The sequence below is a fragment of the Texcoconibacillus texcoconensis genome (assembly GCF_014202575.1).
Lineage (GTDB): Bacteria > Bacillota > Bacilli > Bacillales > Salisediminibacteriaceae > Texcoconibacillus > Texcoconibacillus texcoconensis.
In genome coordinates this window covers 150,994-176,252 of sequence record NZ_JACHHB010000006.1, presented here as the reverse complement: position 1 = coordinate 176,252, position 25,259 = coordinate 150,994, and the positions used below count along the sequence as shown (strand labels likewise).

The window sequence follows — 25,259 nt, the reverse complement described above, 5'->3', positions numbered from 1 at the left end:
CGTCCCTCCATTTCTATTTTTGTAAGATGATTTTGAATGAATACTCATTCATTTGTAGGTGGTGTTACTTGAGATTTAGGATCGTTTTCATTTGTCTTTAACCTTGACTATAATCAATCCCCTAAAAAGATGCAATGATTATTAACTGAAAATTCTAACTCCTCCCCGCACTCATTTACCTTCACTTTCCACTACAAAATCAGGATAGAATAGTTTTATTTGCGTGAACACATGCTAAAAACGCAATTGATTTTATCGCGAAAAAAGGAGGGTTTTTGATGCAACAACAAACACAAGGAAATCAACAAATTTCCCCGCAACCACCGAATGTCGTGACGGAAAAAGACCATCAATACCTCACAGACATGCTTGCTTGGAACTTACTGGCGATGAAAAAAGCTCGTATGTTTGCTAGTCAATGCCAAGATCAAGAAGTGGCTCAAGCAATCGATCGTGTTGGTAATATGCATTACCAACATTACCATCAACTTTTACAGCATTTAAATCAAAACCAGCAACCTGGTGTAGGACAACAACAACAACAACAACAACCTATTCAATAAAGGAGGTTAGACGAAATGAATCAATCGCAAAAAATTGGAAACCCAAAAACTCAAGTTCCTGAAACACCACAAATGAATGACCGTGACTATATTAATGATATGCTCGCGACAGAAAAATATATGACTGATTCTTATTCAACAGCGATGAACGAAGCAAGTCACCAAACCCTGTATGAAGATATTTTAGGAATCAGTACAGAAACACAAGATAGTCAACGTGAATTATTTAATTTAATGTTTAAAAAAGGTTGGTATTCATTTAACGCTGTCGATAGTCAAACATTAGATCAATCTTACCAACAGTACTCTGGATATCAAACGCAATTCCCATATAATCAAGGTAACCCTATTTCCTAATTAAATTGAACAAAGCTCGAAAGAAGTGTCTTCCAGCGGTAAAACACGTTCTTTCGAGCTTTTTTGTTTTGTCATGCGTTTAGATTTTACACCAAGTTCCTAAATTGAAAATCGATTCAACTATGAATATTTTTCTTTATATGTCGCACATTAATCATATGAATTACGATCAAGGGTTATTTATGTTATTCATTTCATTATGGTTCAGTGAATTAGCTGTCTTCAAAGATCAACCGATCATACAAAAAGGGGGATGGATGAATAAGTTAATGTACAACCGCGGTTTGGTCGCCATGTTCTCCATCTCGTTATTTTGTAGTATTTTTTTACTACATAATGACGCTGAACTGATAGGGTGGCCGAAATTCATCGGTTTGGTCTTTTTGGGCACAGGGACCTTTATTCGCTATTGGACCTATTTTCTTACACGGCCTTACTTTTCAAAAGACACAAAACAGCAAAAGTTGCCTTTGTTGAGTCACGGACCATATCGTTTCACTCGTCACCCATTCCATTTTGGATTCTTTCTACTTTCTTCTGGATTATGCTTATATATTAGCGGACATTGGTTTTCACTGTTTTTAGCCTTTGCCCTAATCGGTAGTGCACTTCACTCACGCATGAGTCTTGAAGAAAGTCAATTTCAACAACACTACGGAGATATTTACCAATATTGGTGTCGTCACCGGTTTCGTCTCCTTCCGTTTATCTATTAACCGAAAAGCGAAAACGCCTTAAGGGATCTTTATCTCTTTTTTCTTATCATTAAAAATAACCGTGGCTCATGCTTATATGCACGAGCCACGGTCAAATATGAATCAATTTATCCCTATTAGTAGTCTCTTAACTCATCGACATCTTCGACAAATGTCGGAATTAGGGAGTTTTCATACAGTTCAATCATGACGTCTTCAGTTTCTTCAGTATGATAGATCTCTGCAATTCTTTGTAAAGTTTCGTCATCTTTATCATCTTCATGAACAGCGAGAATATTAATGTATGGTGCTGCGCCATCTGCATCTTCAATGAAGATCGCATCGTCGACTGGAATGAACCCTGCTTCTACGGCTACACCATTATTAATCACGGAACCATCTACGTCGGGTAATACACGTGGTGTTTGCGCTGCATCTACTTCTTCAATTTCAATGTCATGTGGGTTTGCCTGAATATCTCTTGCATCCCCTACACCATCAAAGTCTTCTGGAAGTTCAATAAATCCTGCTTCTTCTAGTAAAAGAAGCGCTCGACCTTGGTTCGTGTCTTCCTCTGGTACTGCAATTGTTGCCCCTTCTGGAATCTCCTCATGCGATTCATACTCTTCCGAATATAAACCCATCGGTGCGATATATGTTCCTGCAATTGGTTCTAAGTCCATACCGTGATCTTCGATAAAGTTATCGAAATAGGAAATTGTCTGAAACGCGTTGAAATCAATTTCCTTATTGTTTAGTGCTTCATTAGGCAAAACATAATCGGAAAACTCTTGAACTTCAATATTAATTCCTTCTTCAGCAGCTTGATCTGCAATGTCCTCCCATAACGGAATCCCAGAACCATTCACGCCAACGGTTACTGTGTCTTCGGCATCTGCCCCTCCACAAGCTGCAAGCGTTAGTGACAATGCAAAGATTGAACTTACGGTTGTTAATGTTTTTTTCATGATTTTTAACCCCTTTTTTTGATATTAATGTTTTCTATTTATCTACGTCGAAGCGCCTTAGAAAGACGATTCCCCGACATTTGAACCAATTGTACAAGTACGATGAGTAAGATCACCGTCACCAACATCACATCTGAATGAAAACGTTGGTAACCATAGGAGATCGCTAAATCACCGAGTCCACCACCACCAACGGCTCCAGCCATCGCTGATGCGCCTACTAAACCAATCGTTGCGATTGTAAGGTTTAAGACGAGTGAACTGAGCGCTTCTGGGACTAAAAAGCGGAAAATAATTTGCCAAGGTGTAGCACCCATTGATTTGGCTGCCTCAACTACACCCGGGTCGACCTCTAGTAAACTACTTTCAACTAACCTTGCAATAAAAGGTGCAGCAAAAATGACAAGTGGAACCATCGCTGCAGTCGTTCCAATTGACGTTCCTACAATTAAGCGAGTAAATGGAATAATGGCTACCATCAAAACAATAAATGGAACGGACCGAACAATGTTAACGACCACATTTAGAACTTGAAATACGATTTTATTCTCAAATAAGTTCCCTTCACGTGTGACAACTAATGCTATCCCTAGTGGAATCCCTAGTAAACTAGCAAAGATCAAAGAAAAACCCGTCATGACTAATGTTTCAAGGGTCGCTTCCCAAACATCGACCCAAAACACACTCCAATCAATCTCTCTCATTAATGTTCACCTCACTAACTGTCAAACGATTCCCAATATGTTCAACCGCTTGCTGAATATTATTTTCTTCGCCTATAAACTCAACGATTAAGTTTCCGAATGGTTGATCTTGAAGTTCTGTAATCTGTCCGTGCAAAATATTAAAGTCCAAATGGTATTGTTTAGAAACTTGCGATAACACGGGTTGCCCCGCTTCATCTCCTTCAAATAAAATTCGGTACAATCGGTTGGACTTTCCCTCTTTATGAATCATATTGATGACAGACGCTGGTAATTGATCTTGCATGACAGCATTAACGAAATTTCGGGTTGTCTTTGCTTTCGGTCGTGAAAATAAGTCAAACACAGATCCCGACTCTATCATTTCCCCGTTTTCCATCACTGTGACATAATCACATATATCGCGAATGACTTGCATTTCATGCGTTATAATCAAGATTGTAATGTTAAATTCACGGTTTACTCTTTTCAACAGATCCAAAATTGATTGTGTGGTATCTGGATCCAAAGCTGACGTCGCTTCGTCACAAAGAAGGATTTCAGGTGATGTTGCCAGCGCCCTCGCAATACCTACCCGCTGCTTTTGTCCTCCTGAAAGTTGATCAGGGTAATGGTCTGACTTATCTCCTAACCCGACAAATTGTAAAAGCTCTTTCACCCTTGGTTGGATATCCTTTTTAGACGTCTTGCTTAAACGTAAAGGGATCGCAACATTTTCAAAAACTGTTTTTGATTCACAAAGGTTAAAATGTTGAAATACCATACCGATTTTCTTTCGCTCTTTTCGCAATTCATCAGCTGATAAGGTCATCATATCTCTACCGTTGACGTACACCTTCCCTGAAGACGGTTCCTCCAATAAATTCACAGTACGAATCAATGTACTTTTCCCTGCGCCACTAAAACCTATGACCCCATATATATCTCCTTTTTGAACTTCAAAAGAAACATCTTTTACTGCCGTAAACGTTCCTTCACTACCCGTAAATTGTTTTGAAACATTCTCAAATGTGATCATACGGATTTCGCACTCCCTTTCACCTCAATAAAAAAACTCTCTCCTTAAAATAAGAAGAGAGGTTTTACGATCAGAACCACTCTTCTTATCTCTCAAATCGGAATACTCGGATTTGGTGGAATTGGCACAGTACCCTATAACTAGGGCCCGCTGCCGAGGTGTCATCAGGCCATTTCCCTCAACCTCTCTGAATAAGAAGATGTTTTTATATTTTCATAATTTTTAATTTAAAAAGTGATAGGACAAATAATACAAGTTCATTTATTCGTTGTCAATTGTTTTAGAATATTTTGATTTGACCTACACATCATTTTTCAATATACGTGCATTTCACGATCATGATCTAACTTATACTCAAAGTATTCCATAGGGAAAGGTTTACTTCTGTCTACGAATCTGCCGCACTTATTGATTTACCCACCGAATCAAAAACGGCAACAACAAAAATAATATGATCACACGTATGATATGCAAGCTCGTCACAAGGGTTGGTTCTAGACCAATCGCAAACGCTGTTGCGGACATTTCCGCTGCTCCTGCTGGAACCGTACTTAGTAAACTAAGCGATAGTGTCGCATCTGTTAACAACCAAAATACAGCGGCGATCAATATCGCGAACAAAAAATACGTAGCCAATATTTTCAAACTGACAAACCCTAGTGATTTTAATTGTTGGAAAGTTGCACGATCAAATCGAACACCGACAATGGCTCCTAGTAGAACTTGACCTATGCCTGGGACATAATTAGGTAACGAATCAATTGGAACGATAAACTCCCCAATAATAAACGCAATTAAAAGCGCATATAAAATCGCTCCCGCAGGAATAGGCCAACGCTTGTGCAATAAAATCGACAAAACCATAACAGTGAGTAATACGGTTATCTGTTCGAATGTGATCAGATGAAAACCTTCTTTCGCTAAAGCTTGTTCTGAAACATGATTTCCCCCCTCCCAATAAACGACGAGAAGAGGAACAAATAAAACAAATAACGTGACGCGAGCAGTATGAAATGCAGCCACGATTCGATCATCCGCTCCATACTCTCCACTTACGCTAATCACCTCAGACATCCCACCTGGAATACAACTAAAAAACGCTGTCCTTTTATCGAGTGTCGACCAACGTAACAAAAGCCACCCTAGAACAAAACTACTGATGAGTGTAAGAGAGAGTGTCACAATGAGTGGGAACAAATATTGTCCTACTAATAAAAATAGGTCCCTCTCCATCATTAAACCAATATTACTACCGACAAGTACTAAAACGACCATATACCATCGCCTAGGAAAAACTAGCTTCCCCTTTATCATCCCCCAACAGATTCCCGTAATAATACCACCAAGTAACCAACCAGCAGGTATTTGAAGCGCATTAAACGTTATACCAATGAGCAAAGCGACAATTAAAAAGAACACGCGTTGTATCATGTAAAAACTCCTATTTTCATCCTCTTCAGATATTACAAATTTATGCGAACCCCACTGGCTTAAGCCGTGGGAGTATCAACATGGTTATTTTCCCACACTTAACTAAATCATTCTAATAATTACTCATTTTGGTAAAATGGCTATTTTCTATCCATAGATCATTCGAACCCATTTCATAATGAAGGGTTTTAACAAACATCACGAATGTAATTAGTTATCACGAAGGTCAACGTTCGTTTTGGAAATAAGTGATTGAAACGAAAGGCGGGGACTCTCAAAGGATAAGCAGAGTCTGAAGAGCCAATTCAGCGACGGTGTGTGGAGCTGAATTTAGCTGAAGACAAGCCTTTTGGAAAGCATCCGCCTGCAGTGAAAATCACAACCCATGTTCGGAAATGATCTTTACATCATCTATTATGAAATTCATTCATTTAAACTTTCACAAAATCTAAAAAATAACCTAAGAAATAACGAAACTTTTTCATCTTTATTTCATTTGTACTGTGTATGATTTAAGCTTGTGCACGTGCCAATAATTAAGCTAAGGGTGATATGATAATGAAACGTGCACTGTTCACATTCGGGTTTGTATCTTTAATTGTTCTTTCTGCTTGTGGGGGAGAAGAACCTACTGATCCTGAAAATGATGTAAATGAAAACAACGATATCGACGCTGATACAGATCAAAAAGAAGACACTAACGATTCTGATGAAATTGATGAAAAATCTAGTGAAAAAGACAGAGAAACAGATGAAAATGCTACTTCGGACATTTATGGTGCTGGAAATATCATTAATGAATTTAAAGCCGACAGTGTAAAATCGTCAGCTAACGTTGAATTTTCCATCAATGACATGACCATCAGCGAGAGCGATGAAGGTGGAGCAACCATAGCTGCTCAGATGTCTGCTGAAAACACGACAGCTGAAAACAGAATGTTCTACGCAAATCACGCAAGTTTAGAAATCGATGGTGAATTATACGAATCTGATCCTCTAGTCTCAGACTCTATCGGCGGAGAACTTACCGGTGAAAGCAAAGAAACAGGTGAAGCCGTCTATTACGTAGATGTAGAACCTGAAGATATTAAACAATTGACATTCATTTCTGATGCTCCAACAGATTCAAATGGCGACACAATCGGTGATGATATTGAATTATCGGTAAATGTTGAATAGAAACTAAATTTCCCCACTTTTCAAGGTGGGGATTTAATTGTTAGTTGTAACTCGAACTATTTCTATCCTGCACTTCCAACCCAACTTCTCATAGAGCCATCATGTTGTACTGACGCGCTGCATATTTTTAGCCAAGGGCTGTACCCTTGGCTATGATTGTGCCTTTATTTGTTTTAGAAATTGTTCCGCTACGCTTTGCGGTTCATCTTCCGCAGCAAGTGCAGATATCACCGATACACCATCAGCTCCGGCTTTTATAACGTCGTTTGCATTCGAAATATTTATTCCTCCGATCCCGACAATCGGGACAAGAATTCCTGCTTCTCTTAACGTTCTAATAAACTCAGGCCCTCGCACACTTTCAGCATCATCTTTTGATGTCGTTGGATACATAGGGCCAACGCCTAAATAATCAGCTCCAGCTTGAACAGCTTCCTTGGCTTCATTAACAGTGTGTGCAGAAACACCAAGAAGCCCGTCTCCAATGGCTTGTCGTGCTTGTTCAGTTGCCGCATCATCTTGTCCAACATGCAATCCATCCGCATTTAGTTTTACTGCTAGTTCCACATCATCATTAACGATAAACGGAATGCCAACACCACGACAAAGCTTTTGTAACCGTCTTGCTAATTGTTCTTTTTGATCAGTTTTTAATGCACCTTCACCTTTTTCACGAAATTGAAAGATTGTCGCTCCCCCGTTGATCACTTCGTGTAAAACGTTATCGAGCGGTCGGGTCACATTGACACTACCTGCGATAAAATAGAGGGATAACACTCGCCTTATTTCTTCTTCATTCCAACGTGCCACGAGAACACCTCCTTTTTCCTATTTTCCTTGAAAACGCCAAGCTGCGTGATTTGTCGGCCCATGACCGTGTCCAACATCTAAAGCATGTTCAATCGCTGTATGAATAAATGCTTTTCCTTCTTCTACAGCTTGGAAGATTTCTTTTCCTTGTGCTAAATTCGCGGCAATTGCAGAGGCAAACGTACATCCTGTCCCGTGTGTATTCGTCGTTTCTACACGCGGGCGCTCGAATGTATGGTATGACTCTCCGTCATAGAAAACATCAATGACATGTTCGCCTTCTGCTTGGTGCCCTCCTTTAATAATGACAGATTTCGCGCCCATATCGACAAGCTGCCGAGCTGCTTCCTTGCGATCATCTAGTGTCTCGATTTTACGATCTGTTAACACTTCTGCCTCTGGAATATTAGGCGTCAAGATCGTTGCAAGAGGAACCATATACTCAATAAGTGCAGATAAAGCTCGTTTTTGAAATAAAGACATACCTGTGGTTGCTACCATCACCGGGTCGACGACGACCTTTTTCCAGCCGGCTTTTTTAATTTGTTCTGCGATGACACAAATCCGTTCTTCATCATACAGCATTCCTGTCTTTACAGCATCGACATGAATATCATCTGCAATCGCTTGTAACTGTTCTTCCACGCCTTCTACTGGAACAGGATGAACACTTTTTACTTCTTGTGTATTTTGTGCTGTTACTGCTGTAATCACCGACATGCCAAACACATCTAACTCTTGAAATGTTTTTAAATCTGCTTGAATACCTGCTCCTCCCCCACTGTCAGAGCCTGCGATCGTTAGTGCACGTGCTATATTCATAGCCATACTCCTCTCTTTTTTTAATAATCTATGTTAAGTATTGATAGAACAACGCTTCTCAATCTCTTCATTTGTCGTCATATGAAGTGCATCAATGAGAGCGATTTGATAATGACCAGGACCTTTAAGGTCTTCCTTTATACTTTCGGCTGCACATTCCGCTGCGATACCATAAAAAGCAACTGCAGCTGTCGTCGCTTCCAAGCTATTTGGATGTGTCGAAATAAAAGCAGCTATGACTGAAGTAAGCAAGCAACCAGTACCTGTTACTTGAGTAAGCATTGGATCACCATTTTCGATACGGCTTACTTTTTCCCCATCTGTAATGATATCTTCTTCACCTGTAACGACAATGACCGTATTTAATTTCTTCGCCGCTCGTATCGCTAAGTTTTCTTTATTTTTAGCGTCATCAGGTGCATCCACGCCACGAATGAAGGTAGATTCCCCTATCAAGTTAGCAATTTCTGCTACATTGCCTCGAACAACAGAAGTATCAAAATCCTCGACAATTCTTTTTCCGACACTTGTCCGGTAAGAAGAAGCCCCAACGCCAACTGGATCCAATACAATTGGCACGCCTGCTTTTTCTGCAGATGAGGCAGCAAGTTTCATCGCCTCTACACTTTGACTCGTCATCGTTCCCATATTTAAAACGAGAGCATCGGCAGCTTGTGCGATTTCTTCAACTTCCTCTATCGCATAAGCCATCACTGGTGAAGCGCCGAGTGATAACACACCATTTGCTGTAAAATTGCTGACAACGATATTGGTAATATGATGAATCAATGGGCGTTTCTTCCTCACATGCTCACGTAATTGCACAACAGTTGTACTATCCACTTGTGTCATCCCCCTTACTTGTTAACTGAACAACGAACGACAAATACAAAAAACGCCACTCCATAAGTGGAGCGACGTGTTATCAATCCTGCGGAAATTGACTTTATTTGTTCCTGACCCTAAACATCTTCAGCAACATTTCATTCGCACGAATATTGACATACCATCGATCCACTTCCCTTCGCTGGTACGAACCAGATCAGGTTCAAAGGGATTAAGATTGCTTAGCGCACTCTTATCTCAGCCTAGTGGCACCCCTAGTGGACAGATATTTGATTACGTTTAGGATAACAAGGTTTGTTTTGAAAATCAAAGGATCACGATTCTTTTCGTTCAATCGCATTACATAACATTCTGTACTGTTCATCGATGACATCATCGAGCGTTTCTTCACCTTTTGGTTCATACCGATAGGTGACATTTAGCGAAGAGAGAAAAGAATAAGAAAACACTCGCGGGTCAATTTTTATAATTTCTTCTTTTTCTATCGCCTCAACAACCTGAAGCTCCAATACTTGAACAAGTTCATGTTCTAAGCGCTCTCCCCAATCCTTAATGTCAGCTGGTACCTTACCAAGATCATTCAACATGATGTTTTGTAATTCTTTTTGATTTTCAAACATCGCTTGATTCGTCTTGTAAATGCGATACAACTTATTTAAGAACGGAGACTCATTCTTATGAAGAATGTCTAAAAACGCTTGGGAAACGTGAGTAAATCCCCATTTGATGACATCACCAAATATTTCACTTTTACTTGTAAAATATCCGTAAACTGTACCTTTCCCTACATTTGCCTTTTCTGCAATTTGTTGCACTGTAGAACGATCATAACCGTGTTCACTAAATACATGTAAAGCGGCTTTTAGGATGGCTTCACGCTTTTCCTCACCCTTCGACAACTTCATCCGCTCCTAACTCATCTTTTTTGCGACCAAATTTACGTTTCACCCATAAGCTAATGTCATCAATGATCGTGTACATGACTGGAATTAATATGAGCGTAAAGATCATCGAAGTCATCAATCCGAACACAATAACCACTGCCATCGGTTGTTGTGCTTCAGTTCCTTCACCGAACCCTAACATCAATGGGAGCATCGCTAAAGCTGTTGTTAGTGATGTCATTAATATTGGCCGTAAACGACTTTTTCCGGATTCTATCACAGCTTCGATACGATCGTAACCTTGATCTCTTAATATATTAATATAACTGACGAGAACAATCGCGTTATTCACAACAATTCCTGCAAGCATAATGACCCCTATAAATGCAGGCACACTTAACGACTGTTGCATGACAAACAGACCAACAATCACGCCGACAAACATTGTCGGTAAGCTAAACATGATCACAAATGGATATACAAACGATTCAAATTGAACGGCCATAACAAGGTAAACAAGGAAGATCGATAACAGTAAGGCGAAACCTAACTGTTCAAACGACTCCATCATGTCTTCTCCTTCACCACCAAAATTCAAACTGTACCCATCAGGCATGTTTAATCGATCCGTTTGTGCTTCAATCGCATTCATCATACCTAACAAATCGGACCCTTCCATATCAGCCGTTACTTGAACGCCACGTTCTCGGTTACTTCTGTTTATCTCTACTGGTCCTTGGACTTGGTTGATCTCAGCCACTGTCGCAAGTGGGATCGTCGTCCCTTGCTCGGTTGATATTCGCGCAGTTTCAATGTCCCGAATTGTTTGTCGTTCTTCTTCAGGTAAAGCCACTCGAATGTCATATTCACTACCATCTTTACGATAAGTAGAAGCAACCTGACCATCATAGCGTAACGCAATCTCATCCATGATTTGTTGTGAAGTTAGTCCAAATTCACTCGCAATATCACGATCGATATGAATTTCTAACTCTGGACGTCCTTCATCAAAAGTCGACTCCACATTCATTGTTCCATCAATACCTTCAACGATCCAAACGACTTGCTCTGAAAGGTCCTCTAAAACATCCAATTCTGGCCCAGTAATTTCTACTTGAATTGGAGAACCTCCACCCATACCCGCGTCCATATCCATAACTTGAATATCTGCACCCGGAATTTGACTCGTCGACTCGTTGATCTTATCCATAAGCTCTTGCGTAGTCACGTCCCTGTCAGAAGCAGCCGTCATTTGCAACATATACATCGCTTCATTATCACTCGACGACATGCCCGTTCCATCTGAACCAATCGTCGCATAGCTCGTTTCAATATCTTCAGCAAACGGTTCTAACACGTCATCGACTTGGTGAATAATGTACTCCGTCTCTTGTTGACTCATACCTGATTCGCCTTCGATATCTATTTGAATCTGTCCTTGGTCCATTGCTGGAATAAACTCTGCTTCTATAAGTGGAATTAAAGTGAGTGATAAGGCAATGAGACCAACACTACTAATTACAATCGTTTTCCTCTTCCGAAGTGACCATGATATACCATCACCATATCGATCTTTCACTTTCGTTAGTAGACGATCAATTCCTCGGTTACTTTCTTCTGTTAGCGTCAACTTGTTTGATGACATGAGTTTAGACGTTAACATCGGGATCAACGTAATTGAAACAATTAAAGCAGCAAATAGTGCAAATGTGACCGTTAATGCGAGCGGACGGAAAAGCTCTGAAGCAATCCCTTCAACAAATACAATCGGTACGAACACAACGACACTCGTCATTGTCGAAGCGATAACGGCCGGCGCTAACTCTGCTGCTCCTTTTCGAGCAGATTCATTGATAGAGTACCCATGTTCTCGTTTTCCGTATATATTTTCTATGATGACAATCGAACTATCGACCATCATCCCTAAACCAAGTGCTAGCCCTCCCATAGAGAGGATATTTAACGTTTCACCAGTAAAGTACATCAACGTAAACGTTGAAATAACCGCAATCGGAATCGAAATCGCAATGACAACAGTCGATCGCATACTGTTTAAGAACAACCAAAGAAGTGCCATAGCCATCATGCCACCAATTATCATATTGATCGCGACATTTTCGATGGAATCACGAATAAAGTCAGCTGTATCAATAATGATATCTAAAGACAAATCGTCATTATTAAATTGACTTGATACATCTTCGACTGCATCACTCATTGCATTTGACACATCAACCGTATTGGCATCTGCTTGTTCCATAATTGAAAGAACAAGTGCTTCCTCGCCATTTACAAGTGCTTTCACATCAGGGTCCAATGAGACGATGTTAACAGAAGCGATATCTGCTAGTTTAACCATTTGCCCACCTTCTGTCGGAATCAACGTTGCTTCAAGGTCCGATAAATCCTCAAATTCACCGTCGATTCTAACTTGTAAATCGCTCGAGCCTCGTCGCAATTCACCAACTGATCGAGCACTATTTTCGCTTGCAATCAGTTGTGCAACTGTATTTCCGTCAATACCGTAATGATTCATAGCGGAATCATTTAACTCAACGCGTACTTCCTGTTCACTCCCCCCTTCAATCATGGCTTCGCCAACACCCGGCATACGTTCAAAATGTGGTTGAACATCGTCTTCAGCAATCTCCTGCAAATGCTCAAGGGAAGCACCACTCAATCCAATCCACATCACAGGCATCTGTTGTGGATCAAAGCGCATAACATTGGGACGGTCTACTGCATCAGGAAGCATTCCTTCTACTAGATCCAATTGTTCACGTACCTCAATAAGCGCATTATCAATGTCTACTCCCCAATCAAATTGCATCATAACCAAAGATGAACCTGGGGATGAAACGGAGTCTACACTACTAATACCTTCTATTGAATCAACAGCAGTTTCAACTGGCCTTGACACTAATTGTTCCACTTCTTGTGGTGCTGCTCCGTCATATGTTGTTACTGCAACTGCGACTGGAACTTCAATGTCTGGAAACAAATCGATAGCGAGGTTTTTCAATGCGATGCCACCGAGGACCAGTGCACCGATGACGAGCATAATCACCCCAACGGGCCGTTTTACTGAGGCGTCAATCAGTTTCACTGAAATCCTCCTCTCTCACAATATCAACAGGGCCACCATCTTCAACGAGTGTTTGACCAGTGACAATCACAGCATCACCTTCAGAAACATCACCAGAGACGGCTGAAAAAACCGTATCAACTCGTTCAACGTCAATATTGGTACGAACCGCACTATCATCTTCAACAAGGTAAACAAACGTTTCATTTCCAGCTTCCACAAGTGCGTCACTTGGGATGAGTAAACTTTCTTCTGTCAAATTTTCATCTACAGATACGGTAGCAACGACACCAGAACGAACGTCTTCAGGTTGTTCGTCTAAAGTGATTTTTGCTGGAAACATCCCCGTATCATCAATCGTGGAAGAGGTATACGAAACAGTCCCTGTTACAGTCTCCTCTAATCCTTGGAAACGAACATCCACTTCATCACTATTATCAAGAAGTGTTGCTTGTTGTGCTGATACATGCAATTCAACTTCCATTTGATTTGCAGAAATTAATTGAACGAGCGGCTCCTGATTGGAGACCATTTCACCAGCATTCATCATAATATTCGTAATCTCACCATCGGCCGGCGCACGAATTTCGGTATCTTCTAATTGTTTTCGAGCCATTTCTAAAGCCATTTCAGCTTGCTCAACACCGATCCGGGCATCCTCAACACCTGAAGCTGCTTCTTCTACGGATATTTCTGCTTGTTCTAAGCTACTTTCTGCTTGCTCTAGACTTGTTTTTGCATCGTCGACCATAACATCACGGTCTGCCTGATCAATCATTTGTTCTGCTTCTTCAAATGCCATCCGTGCTTGGGATTCGGATAATTCAGCACTTTCTGATTGTTGTTCATAAACGAACCCTTGCTCATATAACTCTTTGGTTCTTTCTAAGTTGTCTTTCGCTTCTTCCCAGTTCATTTCTGCATTATCTAGATTCCACTCAGCTGCTTCTTTTTGATCTTCAAAGCCTGCTTCTGCCTGTTCTACTGCACGTTCCGCCTGTTCTAGAGAAGATTCCGATTGTCTCACGTTTTGTTCTGCTTGTTGACGGCCAATTTCTGCCCTCTCTAATGCTTGTTGGGCCATCCGAACTTGTGCTTCTTCTTGGCGTACATTCAAGCTCGCATCATAATCATCAACCCGTGCAAGCAAATCGCCTTCTGATACGCTATCTCCTTCAGAAACGTATACTTCTTCCAGTTCACCGGCCATTTTCGGAATAATATGTAGGTCATTTGCAGCTTGTGTACGACCAGTCATACGCGTTTCGTGGGCAAGTGTTCCATAGCTAACATGTGCTACCGCAACAGGAGTATCATTTACTTCTACTACTTCGTCACTTGAAGCATCTGTACTACAAGCACTTAGCAGCAAGATCGATAATATAGATAGACTCCATTTCCACGCCGCATTTTGTTTTCTTGTCATGGACGCGTGTCCTCCTTTTCAAAAATAACTCTTATATTCGATGGTCAAGAATGGAAGTAACTTACCTCATTTATGGACTGACTGGTCAGTCACCAGTGATCGTTCATTATTCACTCTCACCCAACAGTAAGAGTGGAGGAACTTAGAATTAAATGTCCCTCCACCACTAAAGCCTTCATTTATATCAGGAGATTCCCCCTGGCACACCACCCATGTTTGGTGCACTCATATCTGCGCCACCAGATGCATCTGGTGAATCCATACTTGGCATGCTCCCCGTGCTTATATCTCCACCCATGCCACCATCCATTGGTGCCTGGATATAACCATCTTCCATTGCTTCAACTTGTTGAACCGCCATGTAATAAGCAATTTTTGCACTGTCTAGTTGCATGTCTAGTTCCTGGCGTTCATTTTCTTTTTGGTCTAATTCATGCTTTGAAATTAAGCCAAGGTGGTATTCTGCTTTTGCCATGTCTAAGTCTCGTTCAAATGATTCAATATCACTTTCTGCACTTTCGATGTCATCTATAGCATCATCCACTGAAGCATAAATGTCGCGAATATCATTTTCTAAATCAAGTTTTTGCTGTTCAAGCTCCTCTTCTAAAATATCTAATTCAAGCATAGCACCAACTTCTTCATCTCCTGAAGCATCATCAATGATATCTTCTTGTCGTTTGATGTCTTCCTTAGCCTGAACCACTTCATAAGAACCATCGATCAAATCATCGATATCTTCTTTCTCTATTTCTTCAATATCACCAATGTCTGGCTTTTCAAATGTTAGGTCTTCACCATAATCAAAGCCATATTCGAGCGACATTCGAGCGATCGTTCTTTCTAAGTCTTCTTCTGCCGAAGTACGTTCATCAGTAATATCGGCAAATTGATCGAGCATGCCTTCATATTCATGTGTGGAAGTAAAACCTAGTTCGTACATCAGTTCTGCTTGCTCTTTTTCTCGATCCATCTGTTCATCCATATTTGTTAACAATTCGACTTGTTCTTGTTGCATGTATGCTTCTATAAAGGCTCCGCGTACCATTAGCTCAATGCCTAATTCAGCGTCACGGCGCTGAAAGAAAAATTGCTGCTGTTGGTGTTCTAGGTCTTCGAGTTGATCTTCGAGTTGGTCTCGGGCGTCGTCAAGTTGATCTTCCATTTGAGACACTTCTTGTTCCATTTGAGCTTCAATAAAACCATTTAATGTTGCATTAATCTGTAGTTGCGTTTGGACCATTTGTTCAATTTGTAAATCAATTAGGAAATCAGGAATATTTTCATCTAAATCCGAAAATTGATCTTCAATCTCTTCCCTGATTTCGCTTTCATCAGTTGGGAGTAATCCTTCGTCAATTTCACCTATTTCATCAGACGGATCGGTATCTTCTAAATCGTCTAATTCATCTTCCATTTTCCCAATAGAATTACGCATAATCTCATATTGTAAGTCGAGAATTGTTAACGTCGTTTCATCTTCAAATGCATGGTCTACCAAATCATCAATATTTAACTTTCCGTTGTTTACCGGTCCATCTTTTTTATCAGTTTCATTTTCATCCGTTTCACTAGCTACTACAATTGATGGGACAAATAACATGCCTGCTAACAAAGGAATTGCAATCCGTTTCATTTCACTCACCCCTATTTCCGAATCATATCCTCTTCATCTGTTCATTTTATCACTTTCAATGCATCATAGATTAAAAGTTATGTACAACCGACCGACTAGTCGGTCGTGCACCATTTATTTTAATTGTAATTGACTCTGTGGTCAATATTATCAACATAGTAATGAATGACTTTCGCTCTTTAACCAAAGACCCAATAAAAAAGGACTGTGATCTCTGTAGTGAAACCGAACATTTCTACTGTTCACTATAGAATCATCAGCCTTTTATACAATCATTTCTTTTAAGACGTAAACCTAAAGTTCAATGCAGGATCACTTCACCGCTCGAACGATGGTTGCCGGTGCATGGACTGAATGAGGACCTAATTCAAAATCGCCATAGATGTCAAAATGGGTAAATGGACTATCCTCAAACACCAATTCTACATCTTGCTTTTTCATTGGCAGTAATGAGTGTTCACTCTTAAAAACCAAATTTCGTTCGTTTTCATTATTTACGATTAATTCCGTTGTAAAAAGAATGTCATGGTCACGATGTTCATAATAGCGATCAAAACGGAGACCGGATTCTTCTCGCTCAATCGTCGGAAGTTGTGTGATTTTTTCATTGAACACCCGATCATAATTCACAATTTGCATCATGAATGTTCCACCTGGTTTCATCAAGCGATGAACATCTGTTAATACTTGAGACATCGATTCCATATTTGGCAAATGGACAAAGGTATTACCTATACAGTACACCGTGCCAAATTGCTGATTTTTTAATTGTCCTACTTCTCTCATATCCAGCTTTGCCGATGTAAAACAAAATCCTTGTTCTTGTTTTTCTCCCATTTGCTGAACCATTCCTTCATCTACATCCATAGCTGTCACGTCATACCCTTTTTCAGCTAATTCAGCCGCTTCAGCTCCTGTTCCCGCCCCAATATCTAATACAGAATCACCTTTTTGTGTATATGTTTCTATAAATGACAAGGCTTTTTTGTTGATGCCAAATATATCATCGTAATAGTTACTCCAAGACTGATAACGTTGCATAGTAACCCCTCCAAGTAAGCGATCTTACTTTATTTTCTCACAAACGAATCGCCTTTGAGGTGATTTGATTCACAATTAATCGATGCGTAGCTTCTTTTTAATCTTATCCTGAAACAAGAAAGGAATCATCAAAATAACAATAAAAGTCACGATTACAAAAATAGCCGTCGTATTTTGGTCAACAACGCTCGATCCTAACAAAGTCATAACGACCGTACCTGGGATAATCCCTAAAGCCGTGCCTATCAAAAAATGTTGAAATCGTATACTCGAAAGTGCTGCACTATAACTGAGAAGGTCGAAGTTTATAACCGGTACAAAACGAAGAAGCATCACATACAACCAGCCACGTTTGCGGAGCTGTTCTTGTACTCCTTTCATTTTTTCACTCCAAGCTTTTTTTATAAAAGCTCTTCCTAATTTGCGTGCAACAAAAAACGAAATGATTGCTGCTAACATCGCTCCTATAAAAGTAGCGATAAAACCAGGAATAACGCCGAAGGCTAATCCTCCGACCATGGAAAGAACTGAAGTAGGAAAGAGAACAAATGGTCGAACCATATGTAGAAGGATATAAATAAAAGGTGCTAATAAGCCGAATGAGAGCACCCATGATCTGATCATTTCTGGTTTGATTTCCATTGACCTCATTTGAAACAAAAGAAACGCAACGATGATAATCAATAGAACGATAAAAATAATCACCGTTTTTCGACGCACGATTAAGACCCCTTCCTATTGTACTCGCACACTGAATTTTCACTTTTCTACCGTTATCGCTAGCATACACAATTTTTTTGCGAAAAACAAAACGCACGATTGCCATCATCACACGCAAACGTCATAATGAAAGGAAAAAGGAGGATCAGTATTGGAGATTCGTTTATTTGCAACTTTCCGTGATATTTGTGGCGCAAAATCAATCAATGTCCCTTTCGATGACGGGAAAACGATCGGTGCCATTTTAGACGATGTATTTGTCCAATTTCCAACGATGAAAGAAGAATTATTTGATGAAAACAATCATCTACGCCCGCATGTTCATGTATTTGTAAATGGGAAAAACATTATACATTTAGATGGCTTAAAGACAAAGGTTAACACTGATGATCAATTAGCTTTATTTCCACCTGTTGCAGGTGGATAAAATGAAGGAAACAATTGAAGTTAGAGGGATCCCACGTAAAACTTTACTCATTTATTTGCAACAAATTGGTGGTGACATGAAGGAGCCATTACATCAAGAGGGACATACACAAGCCGTGATCGGCGAAGATTGGATGTGTACCGTTCAACCCGAAAAATTTTTCACGTTTATGCACTCATCTATTCCTAAAGTTACTTGTATATTTGAAGCAAATCATCACCATACATTACGCAAAACATTAAATGCTTTTCGTAAAAAAACGTTTCGAGCTGGTGGCTAACTTTTACAAGTTTCTAGACACACCATTTGTCGCTACGAAAAGAAGGACCAAATCGTTATTTGATCTGGTCCTTCTTCTTGATTTCTATGCACCTACGTTTGTTTCAATATCTAATTCTTTTAGTTTCTCTTTCGTCACAGCGCCATCTTTCCAGCCACGTACGCTATAATATTCCTCAAGCATCTCTGATAAGTGACTTACTTCACCTTGAGAATTACCACCCGCAGGTTCTTTTAAGAAACGCTCTGGTAATGTATCTTCCGCACCAGCGATACCTGCTTGATTATTGAAGAAGCGCTCTACGTTATAGACACGTTCCCCTATTTTCATAATGTCATCACCTGATACGTCTATGCCGACAACTGCTTGATATTGTTCAGCATATAAATCTGCGTTTTCCGAGAAAGATGAAAATTTACAAAGATCAAGAGAATCAGAGAAAGCGTGTAAATCTTGGAAAACTTTCAGGAGTTCACCTTTCCCTTCCACTTTCGAGCGGTCAACCGCTTCTGGAATCCCTGCGATTTCCGCCGCTATCGTATAGCCACGCAAATGACATGCGCCGCGGTTACTTGTCGCATAAGCTAGACCGATTCCTTGAATACCACGTGGGTCATAGGCAGGAATCGCTTGGTTTTTGACGACCATTGCTAAGTTTTTATCGTTAAATGCTTGAGCCGCTCGTCCTGGCCCTTCAGCTAGAATGTCACCGACACCTTCACGGTGAACGATTTTATCAATCAAGGCGATCATATGATCAACATCGCCCCACTCTAGTTTTTCCTCTGAGAGCCCTTTCTCGTAAGCTTCCATCGCCACAGAGAAGGCATTTCCTAACTCAATCGTGTCGATACCATATTCATTACAGCGATCGATCATGTAAGCGATCGCTTCTTTATCATCACTACCACAGTTCGGACCTAATGCCCAAGCAGATTCATATTCGAAACTTTCCACGCGTACTTTATATTTCCCTTCAGCCACTTCTACTTCTTTTTTACAAGCCACTGGGCATGCATGACACGTCGGTTCACTCACGAGGATTTCATCTCGCACCGCTTCACCACTGACATTTTCCGCTAAATCCGTGTGCGTTTCCTTCGAGTTGTTTGCTGGAAGTGCCCCTGATTCATTAATAATGTTCATGAGAACGTTCGTCCCGTAAACAGACAAGCCACCTTTATTTGGTGCCGTTAGCGCGCCTTCATTTAGCGCCTTTAAGCCACTCTTTACAGCGGTTTTGTATTCATCCGTTCGCGCCGGCTCTGGCATATTGCCTTTTTGACTCCCTTTAATCACAATCGCCTTTAAATTTTTCGAACCTGCAACAGCACCTGTTCCTCCACGTCCTGATGCACGATCGTCTTCATTGAGCCACCCAGCGTAACGTACGAGGTTTTCACCACCTTGGCCAATCGCCATCACACTTGTATCTTTTTCACCATGTAAGTCTTGTAACGCTTGAATCGTCGGGCGAACACCTTTCCCCCATAGCGAAGAAGCATCCCTTAACTCAACTTCACCATCCTCAACATAAAGATAAACCGGATGATCACTTTGCCCTGTGAAAATTAAGTTATCAAAACCTGCCCACTTTAAACGCGCAGCCGTCCAACCACCCATATGAGAGTCTGTCACCGTACCCGTCAGTGGTGATCGCGTCACTGTACAGAGCCTGCCGCTCATATGTACTCGCGTACCCGTTAGCGGGCCAGTCATAACAGCGAGCATATTTTCCTCGTCAAATGGTTCAGCGTTGTACACTTCATGATCGACCATATACTTAACGCCTAAGCCCCTTGCACCAACGTACTTTTTCACATCTTCTTCATTAAGTTTTCGGTATTCAATTCTCCCCTCTGTTAAGTCAACCCAGGCCTCATGATTTCGGTATCCACCTAAATTCAAAATATACCCCTCCCCAACATAGATTTCATTTATTTATATTCGTTAATCTTATAAAAAAACCTTCCAGTGCAGGAAAATCTAACTTAGAAAACGAACAATTTAGGAATGGAGACTTGTTTAAAAAAGGAGAAAATGATGAACAATCCACCTTTAGAACGTTACAACCGTCAGATGTTATTTTTTGAAAATGGAGAAGTAGCGCAACAACGCTTGATGAGCAAACACGTGGCTATCGTTGGAATTGGGGCAACAGGAAGTGTCTTGGCAAACCATTTAACACGGTCAGGAGTCGGAGAATTAACACTCATCGACCGAGATATCGTCGAAAAGAGCAACTTACAACGCCAAATGTTGTTTAATGAAAATGATGCCGAAAACAAGACACCAAAGGCCATTGCTGCAAAGGAAAACCTGACAGACATGAACCGGGATGTGAAGATCAACGCAATCGTCGATGATATCCGCAATCAAGAAATCGAAACGCACTTAGGAGAATGTAACCTCATATTAGACGGAACTGACAATATGGACACGCGCTTCTTAATTAACGACATTAGCGTCAAATACAATATTCCCTGGATTTATGGAGGTGTCGTCCGCGCTCGTGGAATGACAGTTACCGTCATTCCTGGAAAAACACCTTGTTTTCGTTGCCTATTTCCAGAGGCTCACACTAGGCAAGGGGAAACGTGCGATACTGTAGGCGTGATCAACACGGTCGTTGATATCATCGCTTCTTACCAAGCAACAGAGGCTCTAAAATGGTTAAGTGAAGAAACGAAGACCATACGAGAAGATATGTTACAAATCGATGTTTGGGAAAATGAAACGGAATTATTTCCATTTCAAGGATCTTTAAACCCTGAGTGTCCATGTTGTCAAAAAAAGCAATTCTCATTTCTCGAAAAAGGTGAAGGTTCAATTGGCTCCGTTTCTTTATGCGGACGCAACACTGTACAAATCCTTCCCAATACCCCTTTACAATCACCAATCACTGAAATCGCAGAAAGGTGGAGGCCATTTTCAAATACGGAAGTGACCCCTTTTCTCATTCGTACAAAATACCGCGATTACGATATTTCATTATTTGCAAACGGACGAATGCTCGTCCAAGGCACCGATAATCAACAAGTAGCTTTGCAAGTATACAACGAACTCACTGGAATCGAACAATGATTAACAAAACAAACAATCGAAGTCTCACTTACAAAATATCTGTCATTAATTGAATGATAATCGGTCCTAACAAAACGATGAACAGCGTCGGGAAAATAAATAACACCATCGGCACCAACATTTTTACTGGCGCTTTCATTGCTTTTTCTTTCGATTTTTGTCTCATCGATTCACGGATTCGCGCAGTTTGCGCCCGTAATACTTTCGTCATGCTAATCCCCATCTGATCTGCTTGTATGATCGCATTGATTAGCGCTTGAAACGATTCGATCGGCACTCTGTCTCGCAAATCTAAAAATGCTTGTCTCTTGCTTTTACCGAACTTCATTTCATCTAATAACTGTATAAATTCATCAGAAAGAGGCCCTTTCACTTGTGTAGCGACTTTCTTTAATGCTGCATCAAGACCGAGTCCTGCTTCTACAGACAGATTTAACATATCAAAAAAATCAGGCATCATTTTTTCAATCGCAGCATTTCGCTGTGTTGTTTTTACTTGTAAATAATAATGTGGCAAATATATTCCCGCTATCCCTAACAAAACAGCAAAAAATAATACTTGTAATGGATTTTCTGAACTTGAAATATTCGTCATAAGAACGATGAAAAGCCCTGCCCCAAGCATGACTTGCAATGTCATGAAATTTACAGGACGCATGTTAAATGGCCGACCAGCGCTCACTAATTTCTTCTCTAATTCTGCTTGTTTCTCTTTGGGCATATTTTTTTGCACAAATGCTTTCCAACGTTTCGTAAGTTGGTCTAAGAGGACGTTTTTGTCTCTTTCTTTTTGTTTTTTTATCGCTTCTCTTTGTTCTGTCGCTTCAACAAGAACATTGATTCTCTTTTCTATTTGTAATCGCCTTTTAAATACTGATGAGAGGAATAAATAAGTAAGTAAAGTAATAAAAGTACTCGCTGAAAGAAATAGCAGGAGGTATAACATTTTTTCACACCTCAATCGTGACAATCTTTTGAATGACGAACCAACCGAAAAGACCTGAAATGATACCAAAGCCAATCATCGCCCAACCGACTGGGTGGTTAAGCAGCGGTGTAAAGTATTCAGGGTCGATAAAAGCTAAAAATAGCCCAATCGCTACCGGTAACATTGAAATAATAATCGCCGACATCCTTCCTTGAGCCGTCAAGGATTTTAATTCCTCACGAAAGCGAACACGTTCCCGAATCGTTTCTTGCATCATTTCTAAAATCTCGGTCAAATTGCCTCCCGTCGTCCTTTGAACGAGGACTGCGTTCACCATCAATTCCATATCTTGATTTGGGAGTCTATCTAACAATTGCCCAAAGGCATCTTCCATAGACGTACCTAAGTTTATTTGGCGAATCACGCGATTAAATTCCGTCCCTATTGGGTCATCCATTTCTCTACCGACTAATTGCATCGCTTGCAAAAAACTAAATCCAGATTTCATCGCCGAAGACATCGTGCCGAGCGCTTGAGGGAGTTGTGTTTCAGAAATCGATAACCGCTTTTTGATTTTGCGATTCACTTGTATGACAGGCAAAAGATAACCGATTAAAGCAAAAAAGATCATCATAGCCGTCATATTTATAGCAAAAGCAAACAGCCCAGCAAATAATGCATAAATCATTCTCTTAGCTATAAAATGTTCAGCTTTGATGTCCATATTCGCTTGTGCTAGCTTTTCCTTCCACTTATTCGCAATTTTCTTGCCTGCAAAAACACGCCCTAAACGTATAATCAATTGCTCTAGAGGTTTTTTTGCCTCTTTGCCTTCTTCCTCATCTTCACTTGAACCTTGATTACGATCTTGTTTTGTCAAATATTTTTCAATTCTTTTCTCATATCGCTTTTTTCTTTTTACGATAAATGAGCCAATGAACCCAAAAATGAGCGTAAATATGAGAGCTAAAATAACAAACATCGTTTATCCCTCCCCTTCAAACCATTCTGAAGGCAAGTGAATGCCATAACGTTCTAGTTTCTCTGCACAATACGGCCGTATCCCTGTCGAGACAAACTCCCCTTGTATTTTCCCATCTGCCCCCATGCTTGTTTGTTTAAAAACAAAGATATCTTGAAGAACAATCGTATCGCCTTCCATACCAATAACTTCTGTTACGTGGGTGATTTTTCGGCTCCCGTCTTTTAATCTCGATTGTTGAATAATTAAATCAACGGCACCTGCAATTTGATCACGAATCGCACGAAGCGGCAAATCAATCCCCGCCATTAAGACCATCGTTTCTAACCTTGCAATCATATCGCGTGGTGTATTGGCATGCCCTGTAGCTAGTGAGCCATCGTGTCCGGTATTCATCGCTTGGAGCATATCTAATGCCTCGGCACTTCGCACCTCACCAATGATTACTCTATCCGGTCTCATCCGTAGTGAGTTTTTGACGAGATCACGAATTGTCACCTCGCCTTTCCCTTCAATGTTTGGAGGGCGTGTCTCTAAGGAAACGACATGATCTTGTCCTAATTGAAGTTCTGCAGCATCTTCGATCGTTACAATTCGTTCGTCTAATTGAATGAAATTAGACAAGACATTTAACAACGTCGTTTTCCCAGAACCTGTACCACCACTAATAAAAACATTTAAACGAGCTTTCACACATCCATCTAAAAATTTAGCCATTTGTTCACTGAGCGTTCCAAAGCGAATTAAATCATCAATATTCAAACGACTTTCCGGAAACTTTCGAATCGTAATACTTGGACCAACAAGGGAAAGCGGAGGGATAATGGCATTGACACGACTTCCATCCTCAAGACGCGCATCAACCATTGGGCTACTTTCATCAATCCTTCTACCGAGAGGGGAGACAATCTTTTCAATCACTTGAAGCACATGGTCGTCATCTCGAAATTGCATCGGACTTTGGACAATTTGCCCTTTTTTCTCAACGTAAATTTGCTTCGGACCATTAACCATGATTTCACTTACATCCTTATCTTTTAACAATGTCGTAATTGGCCCATAACCCGTTAATTCATCAATCACTCTGTCGACAAGTTGTTGCTTTGCTTCGAACGTTAAGCGTTCCCCTTCTGTCTCAAAAAATCCCTCTGCAATCGACGGTATCGCTTCTTCTAATTGATCATCTGTAATTTCACTATTTTCATTTAGCTCTTCCATAACATATTGATGCAATTTTTCATAAATGCTAGGCTCTTGACGATTGGATTTTTGATGAACGGGTGTCGCTTTATTAGCGTCAACTTTATTATTTTCAGTTGTGAGTGATTTTTCATTTAAACGTTTTAAAAGTGACATATCAACCCTCCCATTCC

General features: G+C 40.5%; 24 protein-coding genes and 2 riboswitches. Of the genes, 7 read left to right on the top strand and 17 right to left on the bottom strand.

Annotation, left to right across the window (positions count from 1 at the left end; genetic code table 11):
• The first annotated feature begins 278 nt into the window (after positions 1–278).
• From HNQ41_RS08300 to HNQ41_RS08290, 3 genes are all read left to right on the top strand, one after another.
• Positions 279–563 carry a hypothetical protein gene (locus HNQ41_RS08300; RefSeq protein WP_184663949.1) on the top strand — a complete coding sequence of 95 codons (285 nt, stop codon included), beginning with the start codon at positions 279–281 and terminating at the stop codon, positions 561–563.
• A gap of 15 nt (positions 564–578) precedes the next feature.
• Positions 579–920, top strand: coding sequence for a spore coat protein (locus HNQ41_RS08295; protein ID WP_184663948.1), 342 nt, complete (start codon positions 579–581; stop codon positions 918–920).
• 257 nt (positions 921–1,177) lie between these two features.
• Positions 1,178–1,636 (top strand): methyltransferase family protein, encoded by a 459-nt coding sequence (locus HNQ41_RS08290; RefSeq protein ID WP_184663947.1) that lies wholly within the window; start codon positions 1,178–1,180, stop codon positions 1,634–1,636.
• Between the two features lie 116 nt (positions 1,637–1,752).
• On the opposite strand, the gene HNQ41_RS08285 is transcribed toward HNQ41_RS08290, so the two are convergent.
• The 4 genes from HNQ41_RS08285 to HNQ41_RS08270 form a co-directional block, all read right to left on the bottom strand.
• Positions 1,753–2,583, bottom strand: coding sequence for a MetQ/NlpA family ABC transporter substrate-binding protein (locus HNQ41_RS08285; protein ID WP_184663946.1), 831 nt, complete (start codon positions 2,581–2,583; stop codon positions 1,753–1,755).
• A 38-nt stretch (positions 2,584–2,621) separates the two neighbouring features.
• On the bottom strand, positions 2,622–3,287 hold the full coding sequence (locus HNQ41_RS08280; protein ID WP_184663945.1) for a methionine ABC transporter permease: 666 nt from the start codon (positions 3,285–3,287) through the stop codon (positions 2,622–2,624).
• On the bottom strand, positions 3,274–4,305 hold the full coding sequence (locus HNQ41_RS08275) for a methionine ABC transporter ATP-binding protein (protein WP_184663944.1): 1,032 nt from the start codon (positions 4,303–4,305) through the stop codon (positions 3,274–3,276). The genes HNQ41_RS08280 and HNQ41_RS08275 overlap by 14 nt, the downstream gene beginning before the upstream one ends.
• A gap of 82 nt (positions 4,306–4,387) precedes the next feature.
• Positions 4,388–4,503: riboswitch (SAM riboswitch) on the bottom strand.
• Positions 4,504–4,710: 207 nt separating this feature from the next.
• On the bottom strand, positions 4,711–5,736 hold the full coding sequence (locus tag HNQ41_RS08270) for an AbrB family transcriptional regulator (protein WP_184663943.1): 1,026 nt from the start codon (positions 5,734–5,736) through the stop codon (positions 4,711–4,713).
• A gap of 558 nt (positions 5,737–6,294) precedes the next feature.
• On the opposite strand from HNQ41_RS08270, the gene HNQ41_RS08265 reads away from it, so the two are divergent.
• Positions 6,295–6,915 (top strand): hypothetical protein, encoded by a 621-nt coding sequence (locus HNQ41_RS08265; RefSeq protein WP_184663942.1) that lies wholly within the window; start codon positions 6,295–6,297, stop codon positions 6,913–6,915.
• Between the two features lie 150 nt (positions 6,916–7,065).
• On the opposite strand, the gene thiE is transcribed toward HNQ41_RS08265, so the two are convergent.
• From thiE to HNQ41_RS08220, 9 genes are all read right to left on the bottom strand, one after another.
• Positions 7,066–7,725 (bottom strand): thiamine phosphate synthase, encoded by a 660-nt coding sequence (thiE, locus tag HNQ41_RS08260; protein WP_184663941.1) that lies wholly within the window; start codon positions 7,723–7,725, stop codon positions 7,066–7,068.
• Between the two features lie 18 nt (positions 7,726–7,743).
• Complete coding sequence (gene thiD, locus HNQ41_RS08255) at positions 7,744–8,547, bottom strand: bifunctional hydroxymethylpyrimidine kinase/phosphomethylpyrimidine kinase (RefSeq protein WP_184663940.1); 804 nt, start codon at positions 8,545–8,547, stop codon at positions 7,744–7,746.
• A 33-nt stretch (positions 8,548–8,580) separates the two neighbouring features.
• Entirely contained in the window at positions 8,581–9,399 is an 819-nt protein-coding gene (gene thiM, locus HNQ41_RS08250; RefSeq protein ID WP_184663939.1) for a hydroxyethylthiazole kinase, read from the bottom strand.
• Between the two features lie 150 nt (positions 9,400–9,549).
• A riboswitch (TPP riboswitch) is annotated at positions 9,550–9,659 on the bottom strand.
• A 48-nt stretch (positions 9,660–9,707) separates the two neighbouring features.
• Entirely contained in the window at positions 9,708–10,292 is a 585-nt protein-coding gene (locus HNQ41_RS08245; protein ID WP_184663938.1) for a TetR/AcrR family transcriptional regulator, read from the bottom strand.
• Entirely contained in the window at positions 10,279–13,383 is a 3,105-nt protein-coding gene (locus HNQ41_RS08240) for an efflux RND transporter permease subunit (RefSeq protein WP_184663937.1), read from the bottom strand. The genes HNQ41_RS08245 and HNQ41_RS08240 overlap by 14 nt, the downstream gene beginning before the upstream one ends.
• On the bottom strand, positions 13,370–14,788 hold the full coding sequence (locus tag HNQ41_RS08235) for an efflux RND transporter periplasmic adaptor subunit (RefSeq protein WP_184663936.1): 1,419 nt from the start codon (positions 14,786–14,788) through the stop codon (positions 13,370–13,372). The genes HNQ41_RS08240 and HNQ41_RS08235 overlap by 14 nt, the downstream gene beginning before the upstream one ends.
• Positions 14,789–14,972: 184 nt before the next feature.
• On the bottom strand, positions 14,973–16,424 hold the full coding sequence (locus HNQ41_RS08230; protein WP_184663935.1) for a TolC family protein: 1,452 nt from the start codon (positions 16,422–16,424) through the stop codon (positions 14,973–14,975).
• Between the two features lie 312 nt (positions 16,425–16,736).
• Positions 16,737–17,465, bottom strand: coding sequence for a class I SAM-dependent methyltransferase (locus tag HNQ41_RS08225; RefSeq protein WP_184663934.1), 729 nt, complete (start codon positions 17,463–17,465; stop codon positions 16,737–16,739).
• A gap of 75 nt (positions 17,466–17,540) precedes the next feature.
• Positions 17,541–18,185 (bottom strand): VTT domain-containing protein, encoded by a 645-nt coding sequence (locus HNQ41_RS08220; RefSeq protein ID WP_184663933.1) that lies wholly within the window; start codon positions 18,183–18,185, stop codon positions 17,541–17,543.
• Positions 18,186–18,336: 151 nt separating this feature from the next.
• Here HNQ41_RS08220 and HNQ41_RS08215 point away from each other — a divergent pair, with 151 nt between their 5' ends.
• Both HNQ41_RS08215 and HNQ41_RS08210 read left to right on the top strand, forming a co-directional pair.
• Positions 18,337–18,612, top strand: coding sequence for a ubiquitin-like small modifier protein 1 (locus HNQ41_RS08215; protein ID WP_184663932.1), 276 nt, complete (start codon positions 18,337–18,339; stop codon positions 18,610–18,612).
• 1 nt (position 18,613) lies between these two features.
• Positions 18,614–18,892 carry a MoaD-like domain-containing protein gene (locus HNQ41_RS08210; protein ID WP_184663931.1) on the top strand — a complete coding sequence of 93 codons (279 nt, stop codon included), beginning with the start codon at positions 18,614–18,616 and terminating at the stop codon, positions 18,890–18,892.
• 84 nt (positions 18,893–18,976) lie between these two features.
• On the opposite strand, the gene HNQ41_RS08205 is transcribed toward HNQ41_RS08210, so the two are convergent.
• Complete coding sequence (locus HNQ41_RS08205) at positions 18,977–20,800, bottom strand: aldehyde ferredoxin oxidoreductase family protein (RefSeq protein WP_184663930.1); 1,824 nt, start codon at positions 20,798–20,800, stop codon at positions 18,977–18,979.
• Positions 20,801–20,935: 135 nt separating this feature from the next.
• Between HNQ41_RS08205 and HNQ41_RS08200 the strand changes: the two genes are divergently transcribed.
• Positions 20,936–21,976: a ThiF family adenylyltransferase gene (locus tag HNQ41_RS08200; protein ID WP_184663929.1), complete on the top strand. Its 1,041-nt coding sequence runs from the start codon at positions 20,936–20,938 to the stop codon at positions 21,974–21,976.
• Between the two features lie 28 nt (positions 21,977–22,004).
• On the opposite strand, the gene HNQ41_RS08195 is transcribed toward HNQ41_RS08200, so the two are convergent.
• From HNQ41_RS08195 to HNQ41_RS08185, 3 genes are read right to left on the bottom strand one after another with little or no spacing between them, the layout of a single operon-like run.
• Positions 22,005–22,922: a type II secretion system F family protein gene (locus tag HNQ41_RS08195; RefSeq protein WP_184663928.1), complete on the bottom strand. Its 918-nt coding sequence runs from the start codon at positions 22,920–22,922 to the stop codon at positions 22,005–22,007.
• Positions 22,923–22,926: 4 nt separating this feature from the next.
• A complete protein-coding gene (locus tag HNQ41_RS08190) occupies positions 22,927–23,886 on the bottom strand; it encodes a type II secretion system F family protein (RefSeq protein ID WP_184663927.1) in 960 nt (319 codons plus the stop codon).
• A gap of 3 nt (positions 23,887–23,889) precedes the next feature.
• On the bottom strand, positions 23,890–25,242 hold the full coding sequence (locus tag HNQ41_RS08185) for a TadA family conjugal transfer-associated ATPase (RefSeq protein WP_184663926.1): 1,353 nt from the start codon (positions 25,240–25,242) through the stop codon (positions 23,890–23,892).
• Positions 25,243–25,259 lie beyond the last annotated feature (17 nt).

What these genes read in the sequence shown, in the direction of transcription:
- HNQ41_RS08300 (WP_184663949.1), top strand. Translation starts at nt 279, where the DNA reads ATGCAACAACAAACACAAGGAAATCAACAAATTTCCCCGCAACCACCG.
- HNQ41_RS08295 (WP_184663948.1), top strand. Translation starts at nt 579, where the DNA reads ATGAATCAATCGCAAAAAATTGGAAACCCAAAAACTCAAGTTCCTGAA.
- HNQ41_RS08290 (WP_184663947.1), top strand. Translation starts at nt 1,178, where the DNA reads ATGAATAAGTTAATGTACAACCGCGGTTTGGTCGCCATGTTCTCCATC.
- HNQ41_RS08285 (WP_184663946.1), bottom strand. Translation starts at nt 2,583, where the DNA reads ATGAAAAAAACATTAACAACCGTAAGTTCAATCTTTGCATTGTCACTA.
- HNQ41_RS08280 (WP_184663945.1), bottom strand. Translation starts at nt 3,287, where the DNA reads ATGAGAGAGATTGATTGGAGTGTGTTTTGGGTCGATGTTTGGGAAGCG.
- HNQ41_RS08275 (WP_184663944.1), bottom strand. Translation starts at nt 4,305, where the DNA reads ATGATCACATTTGAGAATGTTTCAAAACAATTTACGGGTAGTGAAGGA.
- HNQ41_RS08270 (WP_184663943.1), bottom strand. Translation starts at nt 5,736, where the DNA reads ATGATACAACGCGTGTTCTTTTTAATTGTCGCTTTGCTCATTGGTATA.
- HNQ41_RS08265 (WP_184663942.1), top strand. Translation starts at nt 6,295, where the DNA reads ATGAAACGTGCACTGTTCACATTCGGGTTTGTATCTTTAATTGTTCTT.
- thiD (WP_184663940.1), bottom strand. Translation starts at nt 8,547, where the DNA reads ATGAATATAGCACGTGCACTAACGATCGCAGGCTCTGACAGTGGGGGA.
- thiM (WP_184663939.1), bottom strand. Translation starts at nt 9,399, where the DNA reads ATGACACAAGTGGATAGTACAACTGTTGTGCAATTACGTGAGCATGTG.
- HNQ41_RS08235 (WP_184663936.1), bottom strand. Translation starts at nt 14,788, where the DNA reads ATGACAAGAAAACAAAATGCGGCGTGGAAATGGAGTCTATCTATATTA.
- HNQ41_RS08230 (WP_184663935.1), bottom strand. Translation starts at nt 16,424, where the DNA reads ATGAAACGGATTGCAATTCCTTTGTTAGCAGGCATGTTATTTGTCCCA.
- HNQ41_RS08225 (WP_184663934.1), bottom strand. Translation starts at nt 17,465, where the DNA reads ATGCAACGTTATCAGTCTTGGAGTAACTATTACGATGATATATTTGGC.
- HNQ41_RS08210 (WP_184663931.1), top strand. Translation starts at nt 18,614, where the DNA reads ATGAAGGAAACAATTGAAGTTAGAGGGATCCCACGTAAAACTTTACTC.
- HNQ41_RS08200 (WP_184663929.1), top strand. Translation starts at nt 20,936, where the DNA reads ATGAACAATCCACCTTTAGAACGTTACAACCGTCAGATGTTATTTTTT.
- HNQ41_RS08195 (WP_184663928.1), bottom strand. Translation starts at nt 22,922, where the DNA reads ATGTTATACCTCCTGCTATTTCTTTCAGCGAGTACTTTTATTACTTTA.
- HNQ41_RS08190 (WP_184663927.1), bottom strand. Translation starts at nt 23,886, where the DNA reads ATGTTTGTTATTTTAGCTCTCATATTTACGCTCATTTTTGGGTTCATT.
- HNQ41_RS08185 (WP_184663926.1), bottom strand. Translation starts at nt 25,242, where the DNA reads ATGTCACTTTTAAAACGTTTAAATGAAAAATCACTCACAACTGAAAAT.